Source organism: Streptomyces sp. ISL-99 (assembly GCF_018614005.1).
In the GTDB taxonomy this organism is placed as follows: domain Bacteria; phylum Actinomycetota; class Actinomycetes; order Streptomycetales; family Streptomycetaceae; genus Streptomyces; species Streptomyces flavidovirens.
Map to the genome: position 1 here is coordinate 1 of NZ_JAGGPC010000032.1, position 12,782 is coordinate 12,782.

A 12,782-nucleotide genomic window follows, 5' to 3' on the forward strand; every position below is an offset into this window, starting at 1 on the left:
CCGAAGGCCGGTTCCGTCACCCACGCAGGGGTGACGGAACCGGCCTTCGGTCCCTACTGGCGCCGAGGGTCAGCGCTTGGCGCGCGAAGCCGTACGGCCGCGCTCCTTCTGGTCCAGGACGACCTTGCGGATACGCACGGTCTCCGGGGTCACCTCGATGCACTCGTCGTCGCGGCAGAACTCCAGCGACTGCTCCAGCGAGAGCCTGCGCGGCGGCACGACGTTCTCCGTGTTGTCCGCGGAAGCCGCACGCATGTTGGTGAGCTTCTTCTCCTTGGTGATGTTCACGTCCATGTCGTCGGAACGCGAGTTCTCACCAATGATCATGCCCTCGTAGACCTCGGTGCCGGCCTCGACGAAGATGACACCCCGCTCCTGGAGGTTGATCATCGCGAACGGGGTCACCGAGCCCGAACGGTCCGCCACCAGCGAGCCGTTGTTACGGGTGCGCAGCTCGCCGAACCACGGCTCATGGCCCTCGAAGATGGAGTGCGCGATGCCCGTACCGCGGGTCTGCGTCAGGAACTCCGTACGGAAGCCGATGAGGCCGCGGGACGGGACGATCCACTCCATGCGGATCCAGCCCGAACCGTGGTTCGTCATCGTCTCCATGCGGCCCTTGCGAGTCGCCATCAACTGCGTGATGGCGCCGAGGTGCTCCTCGGGGCAGTCGATCGTCATGCGCTCGATCGGCTCGTACTTCTTGCCGTCGACCATCTTCACGACGACCTCGGGCTTGCCGACGGTCAGCTCGAAGCCCTCGCGGCGCATCTGCTCGACCAGGATGGCCAGCGCGAGCTCACCACGGCCCTGGACCTCCCAGGCGTCGGGGCGCTCGGTGTCCAGGACGCGGAGCGAGACGTTACCGATGAGCTCCTTGTCCAGGCGGTCCTTCACCTGGCGGGCGGTGACCTTGTGGCCCTTGCCGCCCTTGCCGACCAGCGGCGAGGTGTTCGTACCGATGGTCATGGAGATCGCCGGCTCGTCGACCGTGATGAGCGGCAGCGCGATCGGGTTCTCGGGGTCGGCCAGGGTCTCGCCGATCATGATGTCCGGGAATCCGGCGACCGCGCAGATGTCGCCCGGGCCGGCCTTCTCGGCCGGCTTGCGGGTGAGCGCCTCGGTCATCATCAGCTCGGTGATGCGCACGTTGGACATCGTGCCGTCACGCTTGATCCAGGTGACCGTCTGGCCCTTGCGCAGCTCGCCCTGCTCGACGCGGCACAGCGCGATACGGCCGAGGAAGTTGTCGGCGTCGAGGTTGGTGACGTGGGCCTGGAGGGGGGCCGCCTCGTCGTACTCGGGGGCCGGGACATGCGCCAGGATGGTGGAGAAGAACGGCTCCAGGTTCTCGCTGTCGGCGGGGACGGTGCCGTCCTCCGGCTTGGTCAGCGAGGCGACGCCGTCACGGGCACAGGCGTAGACGATCGGGAACTCGATCTGCTCCTCGTCCGCGTCGAGGTCCAGGAACAGGTCGTACGTCTCGTTGACGACCTCGTCGATCCGGGAGTCCGGGCGGTCCGTCTTGTTGATGCACAGGATGACGGGCATCTTCGCCTGGAGCGCCTTGCGGAGCACGAAGCGCGTCTGCGGCAGCGGGCCCTCGGAGGCGTCGACCAGGAGCACGACGGCGTCCACCATCGACAGGCCGCGCTCGACCTCACCACCGAAGTCGGCGTGGCCGGGGGTGTCGATGATGTTGATGGTGATGACGTCGCCGCCATCCTTGGGGTGGTACTTGACGGCCGTGTTCTTGGCCAGGATCGTGATGCCCTTCTCACGCTCCAGGTCGTTCGAGTCCATCATGCGGTCGTCGAGGCTCTCGGCGGCGTGCGCGGCGAAGGCGCCCGCCTGCTTGAGCATGGCGTCGACCAGGGTGGTCTTGCCGTGGTCGACGTGGGCGACGATGGCTACGTTACGGATGTCGTGGCGCGTGGGCATGGGTGAGTTGCGCTTCTCTCGATCGTGGGATCGGGCGTCGTATTCGGTTCGTTTCCTCATACGCCCGCCGGGCGGTCGCGCCACGGCTACCCCCCATGGTACGGGGAGTGAGCCGCGTGAGCTTCCGGGGCGATCGGTACCGGCCCCGCACAAGGGCTCCGGGGGTCACGGGGAGCTGTGGCGGGGGACGGGATTCCGGCCGTGCGCGTGGGGGGTGGGGGTGCGGAGCTGTGCCGGGTCAAGGGGCATACAGCACCTTGCCCGCCGGGGCACCGGCGGGCAAGGGACTTGAGCCAATCCTGAGGGTTCTGAAGCGCTCCTGACCTGCTAGTTCTTCCCTTTCTTGGCGGTTTCGGCCTTCTTGAAGCCGATGTCCTGATAACGGGGGGTGGCGAAGCCGAAGGCGCCGGTGTTGGCGAGGCCGGGCTTGACCGCCACCAGCTCGGGACGCTGGAAGAGCGGGATGGACCCGGCCGCCGCCCAGATCCGGGCGTCGGCCCGTTTCACCAGGTCGCGGGCGGCTGCCTCGTCCAGCTCCGCCATGGCCTGGTCGAAGAGCTGGTCGATGTGGTCGGTGCCGACGCGCGTGTAGTTCTGCTCGACCACCAGCGTCCCGTCGGCGGCCGGCTCCGGCTTGGCGAAGATCGGGCGGGCGTCGGTGGCCGGGTAGGCGGTGGCGGGCCAGGAGTAGAGAGCCAGGTCGTAGTCGCCGGAGGCGATGTGGTCCTTGAAGTAGCTGTCGTCGGAAACCTTGACCATCTCTGTACGTACGCCGACGCGCTCCAGCATCCCTGAGATCTTCTCGCCGACAGTACGCAGTGACTCCGAACCGGGGCCCGACGGGAGCACGAAACGCAAGGTCAGGGGCTTGCCGTTCTTGCCGACGGGTCCTCGGGCGGCGTCGCCGGCCCTGGCCGGGGCGGCGGTCCCGAGCGGGGCGTAGGCGCCGGCGACGCCGCCCTTCTTCTTGCCGTCGGCGCTGTCCTTGGTTCGCGCGCTGCCGGCGCTGCCCTTGGCCCGGACGCTGTCCTTTGCCCCGATGCTGCCCTTCGCCCCGATGCTGCCCTTCGCCCCGATGAAACGTGCCTGCATGCGCAGCACCTGGCCCTGGAGCGCCGCGGCGGGCGCCGGGGCGAGGACGTACGTACCGGATTCCGTGCCGTAGGAGCCGCCCGGCTTGGAGTCGCCGGGCTTGGAGTCGCTGCCACTGTCGCTCTCGTCTCCGACGATGTACATGCCGTCGTCGGCTTCGCTTTCCGTACTCTTCTCCTTCTTTTCCGCTGTGCTGCCCGCCTTCGCACCGCCCGGCTTCTGCCCCGCCGCAGCCCCGCCCGGCTTCCAGCCCGCGTCCGCCAGCAGTGCCTGGGCGGCCTCGGTGTCCTGGTCGCCCAGCGCGCCGCTGCTGTCGGTGTACGCCTCCTGGCCGGCCAGCGCGAGGTGGCTGCCGAGGGGGTGCGCCGGCAGTCCGAGCGGCTTCAGTACGGCCTCGGCGAGCGCGCGGCGGTCGATGGCGCGGGCCACCGCGCGGCGTACCCGGTCGTCGGTGAGCGGGCCGGATGTGCCGTTGAGCGCGAGTTGCGTGTAGGCGGGTTCGAGGGACTTGCGGATGACGAAGCCGCGCAGTGCGGCCTGCTCGTCGGCGTACTTCTTGATCGCCTCGCGCGACTTCCTGCGGGCCTCCAGTTCCACGGCGGCCTCCTCCTCGGCCGACCCGTGGGCGATGGCCCAGGATCTGAGCGCGGAGGCGGGTGTGACGGCGGCGCCGGGGCCGTGGTTCAGCTGCTGCCCCTTGGCTCCCGCGTCCCTGGCGGCCAGGGCGACGCGGTCCGCGGTGCTGCGGCCGATGTCGGCGATGTCGAGCTCACCGGCGGCGAGCGCCGCGGCGCGCTTGTCGCGGGTCACCGTGCGGAAGACGAGCGTGTCGAGCTTCGAGGACTGCCCCCACCAGCGGGGATTGCGTTCGAGGGTGGCCTCGCCGCTCGCGCGGTCCAGCTCCTTGAGCGTGAAGGGTCCTGCCGTCGTCTTGAGGCCGGCGCGGGCGCCGTCGTTGAAGGAGTTGGGCTTGCCCATCACGTCCTTCGGGTAGAGCGGCGTGAAGAGCGAGCGCCAGTCCGCGTACGGCTTGGCGAAGGTGACCCGGACCTCCAGGTCGTTGGCGCCGCGCTCGATCCTCTCGATGCGCTCGTAGCCGGCGTTGCGGGCGGTCCAGTACGCCGTGTCCCTGCCGTTGAGCGCACGCCACTGGGCCACGAAGTCCGGCGCCCCGATCTCCCGGCCGTCGCTCCACACCGCCTGCTGGTTCATCTTGTAGAGCACGACCTGCTTGGGCTCGCGCTCGACGATCTCGGCGGACTCCAGGTAGTCGGGGTTGCGCTGCGGGCGGCCGCGCTCGTCGAGGGTGAAGAGCGACGGGAGTACGGCGCCCGCGATGCGCGTGGTGGAGGCGTCGGCGTCGGCCTGGAAGGCGTTGAGGGTGGCGGGCGTCGTGTCGACGGCCCAGCGGACCACGCCGCCGTCGGCGACCTGGTCGCGCCCGGCCGGGGCGATGTCCTGGGGGACGACCACCCCCTGCGCCTCGTCGTCGCCCGAGCCGCAGCCCGCCAGGGCGGGCAGCCCGAGCACCCCGGCGGTGACGAGCGCGAGGCAGCGGGCGGCTCGCGTTCGCTGAGGCCTGCGGTGGTTTGCCGGGGCTGCCTCCCCGCGTGGGACGCCGACGTGGGACATGGCTGGTACCTCCAGGGCCGGCCCGGCCCATCCCCTGTCGGAATGAGCCCGGTTTTTCACATTTGGCGGCATATGATGGTGATCACATCAACTCCGCTCAACTGAAATGGACCCCGCGCGTGAGCCGTCGGCGACACGGCGGCGAACCTCTCGAACCCCACCCGTGCGGCCCAACAGAAGGGGGCGCACGGGGGGCCGCGCGCCGAGAATCGCTGCACATCCCTTCACAAGAGGGGATGTGACGCGCGACACTCGCAGGCGCATGAGCGTTACCACGCGCCACCGTGGAAATGAGGGCACTACATGTCCCTGCAAAACGACCTGGCAGCGGTTCAGCGCTGCCTCGACAGTCTGGTCCAGTCGGTGGAACGGCTGGAGCAGCAGGTCGGCGGCGGCAGCCTGGAGATCAGGCGCGTACGCACCGACGCGGGCCATCTCCGCGAGAGCCTGGCCCTGCTGAGCGAGGCCGCTCCCACTCTGCGCCGGCCCGAGGCGCGTCCCGACCTGGTGTCCATCCCGGACGACCCGTACAACAGCGCGCTGTGGACCGACTCGGACGACGAGGGCCTCGGCGCACGCGACCGGCACGCGCCCTAGCGGTACGCACCGCCCCCGGCCCCCGCCCTGTCCCGACTGCCCGCTCCATACGGAGTCCTCGTTGGCCACTGGCACAGAACCCCAGCCCCGCACGGGCGTCCACGGCGTCCATGACGCCTCACGCGCCGCGATCACCGCCCGGCATCTGCGCACGGACCGCTGGTGGCTGGCGCCCGCGGCGACCGCCGCCGGGCTGCTCGCCTTCGTCGTCTACTCGACCTGGCGCGCCTTCGCGAACGCCGACTACTACGCGGCGCCCTACGTCTCGCCGTTCTACTCGCCCTGCCTGGCGGAGAACTGCGTACCGATGAAGGACGGCCCCAACTGGGAGATCTTCGGCAGCTGGTGGGGTCTGTCCCCCGCCCTGCTCATCCTGATCTTCCCGCTCGGCTTCCGGCTGACCTGCTACTACTACCGCAAGGCCTACTACCGGGGCTTCTGGGCGTCGCCCCCGGCCTGCGCGGTCGCCGAACCGCACAAGAAGTACAGCGGCGAGACCCGCTTCCCGCTGATCCTGCAGAACATCCACCGGTACTTCTTCTACGCCGCCGTCCCCGTCGCCGGGATCCTCACGTACGACACCGTGCTCGCCTTCCGCGACGAGCACTACGCGTGGGGCCACATGGGCCTGGGCACCCTCGTCTTCCTGGTCAACATCGTGCTGATCTGGGCGTACACCTTCTCCTGCCACTCCTGTCGGCACATCGTCGGCGGCAAGCTCAGACACTTCTCCAGGCACCCGGTGCGCTACCGGCTGTGGGGCTGGGTCGGCAAGCTCAACGCCCGCCACATGCAGCTCGCCTGGGCCTCGCTGCTCAGCGTCGCCCTCGCCGACTTCTACGTCTACCTGGTGGCGTCCGGTGCCTTCGACGACCCGCGGCTGTTCTAGATGACTAGGTGAAGGGTGTTTGATGACGCAGCTCGAACGGCAGGGGTGGGACGTCGTCGTGGTCGGCGCGGGCGGCGCCGGACTGCGCGCCGCCATCGAGGCGCGGGAGCAGGGTGCCCGTACGGCGGTCATCTGCAAGTCGCTCTTCGGCAAGGCGCACACGGTCATGGCGGAGGGCGGCATCGCGGCGTCCATGGGCAACGTGAACTCCGGCGACAACTGGCAGGTCCACTTCCGCGACACCATGCGCGGCGGCAAGTTCCTCAACCAGTGGCGGATGGCGGAGCTGCACGCGCGCGAGGCACCCGACCGGGTGTGGGAGCTGGAGACCTGGGGCGCGCTGTTCGACCGTACGCCGGACGGGAAGATCTCGCAGCGCAACTTCGGCGGGCACGAGTACCCGCGCCTCGCACACGTCGGTGACCGGACGGGCCTGGAGCTGATCCGCACGCTCCAGCAGAAGATCGTCTCGCTCCAGCAGGAGGACTTCCGCGAATTCGGCGACTACGAGGCCCGGTTGAAGGTCTTCCAGGAGTGCACGGTCACCCGGGTCCTGAAGGACGACGAAGAGCGGGTGGCGGGGACCTTCTGTTACGAGCGCGAGTCCGGCCGCTTCTTCGTACTGGAGGCGCCGGCTGTCGTGCTGGCCACGGGCGGCATCGGCAAGTCCTTCAAGGTGACGTCGAACTCGTGGGAGTACACGGGCGACGGCCACGCGCTGGCGCTGCTCGCGGGCGTCCCGCTGCTCAACATGGAGTTCGTGCAGTTCCATCCGACGGGGATGGTCTGGCCGCCTTCCGTCAAGGGCATCCTCGTCACCGAGTCGGTGCGCGGCGACGGCGGCGTACTGCGCAACTCCGACGGCAAGCGGTTCATGTTCGACTACATCCCGGACGTCTTCAAGGAGAAGTACGCGCAGTCGGAGGAGGAGGGCGACCGCTGGTACGAGGACCCGGACAACAACCGGCGTCCCCCCGAGCTGCTCCCCCGCGACGAGGTCGCGCGCGCCATCAACTCCGAGGTGAAGGCCGGTCGCGGCTCCCCGCACGGCGGTGTCTTCCTCGACGTGTCGACGCGCATGCCGGCCGAGACGATCCGGCGCAGGCTGCCGTCGATGTACCACCAGTTCAAAGAACTGGCGGACGTCGACATCACCGCCGAGGCGATGGAGGTCGGCCCGACCTGCCACTACGTGATGGGCGGCGTCGCCGTCGACTCCGACACCGCCGCCACCCGTGACGTCCCCGGGCTGTACGCCGCGGGCGAGGTGGCCGGCGGCATGCACGGCTCCAACCGGCTCGGCGGCAACTCGCTCTCCGACCTGCTGGTCTTCGGGCGCAGGGCCGGGCTGCACGCCGCGCAGTACGCGATCGGGTTCGGGGAAGGGGCCGCGCGTCCGCGACCGGACGCCGGCCAGGTCGACGCGGCGGCGGCCGAGGCGCTGCGTCCCTTCAGCGCGGAGGGACCCGAGCCGGGAGAGGCGGACGGGCGGCCGCCGGAGAACCCGTACACCCTTCACCAGGAGCTCCAGCAGACCATGAACGACCTGGTCGGCATCATCAGGCGCGAACCGGAGATGGAGCAGGCCCTGGAGAAACTGGCCGACCTGCGGGTACGGGCACACCGGGCCGGGGTCGAGGGCCACCGGCAGTTCAACCCGGGCTGGCACCTCGCGCTGGACCTGCGGAACATGCTGCTGGTCAGCGAGTGCGTCGCACGGGCGGCGCTGGAGCGTACCGAGAGCCGTGGCGGTCACACCCGCGAGGACTGCCCGGCGATGGAGCGGGAGTGGCGCCGGGTCAACCTGCTCTGCCGGCTGGCGGATGTGTCGGGCGGTCTGGCGCCGTCCGACGAGCCGTGGCGGGGCCAGATCTCGCTCGCACGGGAGACCACCGAGCCCATCCGCCCCGACCTGCTCGGCCTCTTCGAGAAGGAAGAGCTGGTCAAGTACCTCGCCGAAGAGGAGCTCCACTCATGAGCAGCTACACGGCGGCCTTCAGGGTCTGGCGCGGTGACGCGGACGGCGGGGAGCTGGAGGACTTCAAGGTCGAGGTGAACGAGGGCGAGGTCGTCCTCGACATCATCCACCGCCTCCAGGCGACCCAGGCGTCGGATCTCGCGGTGCGCTGGAACTGCAAGGCGGGCAAGTGCGGTTCGTGCAGTGCGGAGATCAACGGGCGGCCGCGGCTGCTGTGCATGACGCGGATGTCGGTCTTCTCGCGCGAGGAGACGATCACCGTCACACCGCTGCGGGCGTTTCCCGTCGTACGCGACCTGGTGACGGACGTGTCCTTCAACTACGCGAAGGCGCGGGAGGTGCCCGCCTTCGTACCGCCTCCGGGGGTCGCGGCGGGCGATTACCGGATGCAGCAGATGGATGTGGAACGCTCACAGGAGTTCCGCAAGTGCATCGAGTGCTTCCTGTGCCAGGACACCTGCCATGTGATGCGCGACCACGAGGAGAACAAGGCGTCCTTCGCGGGGCCGAGGTTCCTGATGCGGATCGCCGAGCTGGACATGCATCCGCTGGACGCGGCCGCCGGGGCCGGACTCGACCGCAAGAAGACCGCGCAGGACGAGCACGGGCTCGGCTACTGCAACATCACCAAGTGCTGCACGGAGGTCTGCCCGGAGAACATCAAGATCACGGACAACGCCCTGATCCCCTTGAAGGAGCGGGCGGTCGACCGTAAGTACGACCCGCTGGTCTGGCTGGGCGACAAGATCTTCCGGCGCACGGAATAGAGCCGGATCGTCCCGCGCTTCACCTGTGGCCCGAGCGCCGGAAGTCGGCGCGAAGCTAGGGACGAGACGACGGGGTACGTACGCATGTGGAACGGTGACGCACTCGATCTGGACGCCTACCTGGCACACCTGGGGTACGAGGGAGACCGCTCCCCCACCCTGCAGACGCTGCGCGAGCTGCACCGCGCGCACGTGCTGAGCGTGCGCTGGGAGAACCTGGACGCGGTCCTGCGCGGGGATGTCCCGCTCGATCTCGCCACGCTCCAGAGCAAGATGATCGGCAACGCGCGCGGTGGCTACTGTTTCGAACACGTCTCCCTGTACGCCGCTGCCCTGGAGCGGCTCGGGTTCACGTTCTTCGCGGTGCTGGGCCGGATCCGGATGGGCTCCCCGAAGCTGCTGCCCACCACGCACGCCATGCTGATCGTGGACATCGACGGGCGACGGTGGCTGAGCGACACCGGCTTCGGGGCGAGCCCGCTGGAGCCGATCGAGATGAAGGCGGACGGGACCGGGACAGCGACGACGGACGGCGTGTGGGCCTACCGGCTCCGGCGCGGGGAGGTCACGCCGGGTGCAGAGGGGTGGACGCTCTACCAGCCGGCGCGCGAGGGGGAGAGCGACGACACCGGTGACGGGTGGATGGCGCGGCACACCTTCACTCTCGACCCGCAGTACCCGGTCGACTTCCGGACGGCGAACCACTTCATCGCCACCAGCTCACACTCCCCCTTCAGCTACCGCCCCTTCATCCAACGGGTGCTCCCGGACCGCCTCCACCTCCTGGACAACCGCACGCTGACCACGGTCCGGCCGGGCGCGGACGGGGGGCCGAAGGTGCGGGAGCTGGAGCCGGAGGAGGTGCCGAAGGTCCTGTCGGACGTGTTCGGGATCGACCTGACCCCGAAGGACGCAACCCTCCTCCTGACCAAGCTGGTCTGACCCCCTGCGGGCTCTGCCCCCGGCCCGGCCGTCCGGTCGCGGGTCGCGCAGCGTGGACATAACCTCGCAAACGTGACGCGATCCGCCGCCGCCCGGCTACTCCTCAGCACACTGCTGGCCGCGTGGTGCCTCGCCCTGCCCGCCGCCTGGGGCGCCCGCGCCGAAGACCCCATCGGCCTCTCCCGCGACGGCCAGATCACCGACAGAGTGGGCGCGCTCGGCAACCGTACGAACGACGTCGAAGCCGCGCTGGACCGGCTCTACGACACCCGCCGCGTCCAGCTCTTCGTCGCGTACGTCCGTGACTTCTCCGGGAGATCCGCGCAGAGCTGGGCCGACGACACCGCGGAGCGCAACGGGCTCGGCCGCGACGACGCGCTGCTCGCCGTCGCCACCCACGACCGGCAGTACGCCTACTCCGTCGACCAGGGCTCACGCCTCAGCGACGCCGAACTCGACGACGTCGCCAGGACCGCGATCGAGCCCGCCCTGCGGCAGAACGACTGGGCGGGTGCGGCGATCGGCGCCGCGGACGGTTACGCCGCCGTGCTTGCCGGGAGGCCCGTCCCGGTGCCCGACATCACGCCGGGCGTCGCGGACCCCGGCGGCGGGCCGGACGACGGCGCGAGCGGCGCCGGCGACCTGGTGCTTCCCGTGGTCGTGGTCGGCGCGGCCGGTGCGCTGGCGGCGTACACGTACACCCGGCGCAGACGGCGGTCGACCACCCGCACCACCCCTGGACACCGCGACCGGGCGGCCCAGGAGCCGCAGACCCCGCTGCCCGAACTCGACGCGCGGGCCACACGCGAACTCGTCGAGACGGACGACGCGATCCGCACCAGCGAGGAGGAACTGGGCTTCGCCTCCGCCCAGTTCGGCGAGGAGGCGGCCCGCCCCTTCGGCGAGGCGCTCGCGTACGCCAAGAAGGAACTGGCCGTCGCCTTCCGGCTGCGCCAGCAGCTCGACGACGCCTACCCGGAGGACGACGCCACCCGCCGCCGCATGCTCGACGAGATCACCGACCGCTGCACCGGGGCCAACCGCCGGCTCGACGCCGAGTCGGAGTCCTTCGACCAGCTGCGGGCCCTGGAGCAGAACGCCCCGCAGGCGCTCGCCACCGCCGAAGCGGCCTTTCGCGATCTCGCCGGGCGTGCGGGCACGGCCGAGGCGATGCTGACGGCCATGCGGCAGCGGTACGCCGACTCCGCGGCCGCGCCCGTCGCCGGCCACGCCGGGCAGGCCAAGGACCGGCTCGCCTTCGCGACCACCAGCCTCACCGAGGCCCGGCAGGCCGTGGACGCGGGCGACACGGGCAGGGCCGCGGTGTTCGTACGGGCGGCCGAGGGCGCCGTAGGCCAGGCGGCCACGCTCATCGACGCCATCGACCGCCGCGCACGCGAACTCGCCGAGGCGGCGGGCAAGCTCCCCGGCGCGCTGACGGAGACGGAGACCGATCTGGCCGACGCGCGCGGCCTCCTGGAGGGCGGGGGCGCGACGGCAGACCTGTCGGGACGTATCGCCCGCGCCGAATCCGTCGTGGCCGGCGTACAGGGCGAGAAGGAGTCGGGGCGCTACGACCCGATCGACGCCCTGCGCCGCGTCGAGGAGGCCGACGCGGTACTGGACGAGGCCCTGGCGGGGGCGCGCGAGCGCGAGACGGCGGGACGCAGGGCGCGCACACTGCTCGACCAGGCCACGCTCACCGCCCGCTCCGCGATCGGCGCGGCCGCCGACTACATCACGACGCACCGGGGCGCGGTCGGCAGCCAGGCCCGCACCCGCCTCGCGGAGGCCCAGCGCCACCTCGAACGGTCGGCCGCCGCCGCTGCCTCCGACGACGCGCGGAGCGCGCTCGCCGAGGCCCAGCAGGCGGACGCCATGGCCAGGCAGGCGCAGAGCCTGGCAGAAGACGACGTACGCGGGTACGGCGACCAGTTCGGCGGCGGCTTCGGAGGCGGAATTGGCGGCTTCGGAGGCGCAGGAGGCGGCGGAGGCCTGAACGGCGCGGTGCTCGGCGGCATCCTCCTCGGCGGCCTCCTCGGCGGCGGCCGGGGCGGGGGCTTCGGCGGCGGTGGCTTCGGCCGGAGTCCCGGCAGCTTCGGCGGCGGCGGTACGCGGGGGCGCAGAGGTGGCGGCGGCCGGTTCTGACCGTACGAACCGACAGGCCAGGACACCCAAGGACAGACACCCAAGGACAGACATCCAGGGACGTCAAGGAGACACGCATGACGAAGCAGACCATCCTCGGCCGCGTGACCCAGCTCGCGCGGGCCAACATCAACGCGCTCCTCGACCAGGCCGAGGATCCGCAGAAGATGCTGGACCAGCTGATCCGCGACTACACCAACAACATCACGGAGGCCGAGGAGGCCGTCGCCACGACCATCGGCAACCTGCGGCTCCTGGAGCTCGACCACAAGGAGGACGTGGACGCGGCCAGGGAGTGGGGCGTCAAGGCGCTCGCCGCCAGCAGGAAGGCCGACGAGATGCGCGGCGCCGGGCCGGCGACGGAGGCGGACCGGTTCGACAACCTCGCGAAGGTCGCGCTCCAGCGCCAGCTCCGGTCCGAGAAGGAGGCGAAGGCAGCCGAGCCGGTCATCGCGATGCAGACGGAGGTCGTCGACAAGCTCAAGGCCGGCCTGGTCCAGATGAAGACCAAGCTCACCGAACTGACCTCCAGGCGCGACGAACTCGTCGCCCGCGCCAAGTCCGCTCAGGCACAGAACCAGATGCTGGACGCCGTCAAGAACATCGACGTCCTGGACCCGACGAGCGAGCTGAGCCGCTTCGAGGACAAGATCCGCCGCGAGGAGGCGAGGGCCATGGGCAAGCAGGAGCTGGCCGCCTCGTCCCTGGACACCCAGTTCGAGCAGCTGGACAACCTGGGCGACGACGCGGAGATCGAGGCCAGGCTGGCCGCCATGAAAACCCAATGACCGGCGTA

At 70.4% G+C, this 12,782-nt stretch carries 9 protein-coding genes; 7 read left to right on the forward strand and 2 right to left on the reverse strand.

Annotated features, from left to right (window positions below; translation table 11 throughout):
• Positions 1 to 69 precede the first annotated feature (69 nt).
• The gene (gene typA / locus J7E91_RS20000) at positions 70 to 1,941 is read right to left on the reverse strand and encodes a translational GTPase TypA (RefSeq protein WP_214906664.1); all 1,872 of its coding nucleotides are present in this window, start codon (positions 1,939 to 1,941) and stop codon (positions 70 to 72) included.
• A gap of 327 nt (positions 1,942 to 2,268) precedes the next feature.
• Entirely contained in the window at positions 2,269 to 4,665 is a 2,397-nt protein-coding gene (locus J7E91_RS20005) for an ABC transporter family substrate-binding protein (protein WP_214906667.1), read from the reverse strand.
• 303 nt (positions 4,666 to 4,968) lie between these two features.
• Here J7E91_RS20005 and J7E91_RS20010 point away from each other — a divergent pair, with 303 nt between their 5' ends.
• The 7 genes from J7E91_RS20010 to J7E91_RS20040 all read left to right on the forward strand — a co-directional run bounded on the left by J7E91_RS20010 (position 4,969) and on the right by J7E91_RS20040 (position 12,774).
• Positions 4,969 to 5,262, forward strand: a complete 294-nt coding sequence (locus J7E91_RS20010; protein ID WP_214906669.1) for a hypothetical protein — start codon at positions 4,969 to 4,971, stop codon at positions 5,260 to 5,262.
• A gap of 61 nt (positions 5,263 to 5,323) precedes the next feature.
• A complete protein-coding gene (locus tag J7E91_RS20015) occupies positions 5,324 to 6,151 on the forward strand; it encodes a hypothetical protein (RefSeq protein ID WP_214906670.1) in 828 nt (275 codons plus the stop codon).
• 22 nt (positions 6,152 to 6,173) lie between these two features.
• Complete coding sequence (locus J7E91_RS20020; RefSeq protein ID WP_214906672.1) at positions 6,174 to 8,129, forward strand: fumarate reductase/succinate dehydrogenase flavoprotein subunit; 1,956 nt, start codon at positions 6,174 to 6,176, stop codon at positions 8,127 to 8,129.
• The gene (locus J7E91_RS20025) at positions 8,126 to 8,896 is read left to right on the forward strand and encodes a succinate dehydrogenase/fumarate reductase iron-sulfur subunit (protein WP_214906674.1); all 771 of its coding nucleotides are present in this window, start codon (positions 8,126 to 8,128) and stop codon (positions 8,894 to 8,896) included. Before J7E91_RS20020 ends, J7E91_RS20025 begins: the two co-directional genes overlap by 4 nt.
• Positions 8,897 to 8,980: 84 nt before the next feature.
• The gene (locus J7E91_RS20030; protein ID WP_214906676.1) at positions 8,981 to 9,838 is read left to right on the forward strand and encodes an arylamine N-acetyltransferase; all 858 of its coding nucleotides are present in this window, start codon (positions 8,981 to 8,983) and stop codon (positions 9,836 to 9,838) included.
• A 72-nt stretch (positions 9,839 to 9,910) separates the two neighbouring features.
• Entirely contained in the window at positions 9,911 to 11,986 is a 2,076-nt protein-coding gene (locus tag J7E91_RS20035; protein WP_214906678.1) for a TPM domain-containing protein, read from the forward strand.
• 77 nt (positions 11,987 to 12,063) lie between these two features.
• Positions 12,064 to 12,774 (forward strand): PspA/IM30 family protein, encoded by a 711-nt coding sequence (locus J7E91_RS20040; RefSeq protein WP_214906679.1) that lies wholly within the window; start codon positions 12,064 to 12,066, stop codon positions 12,772 to 12,774.
• Positions 12,775 to 12,782 lie beyond the last annotated feature (8 nt).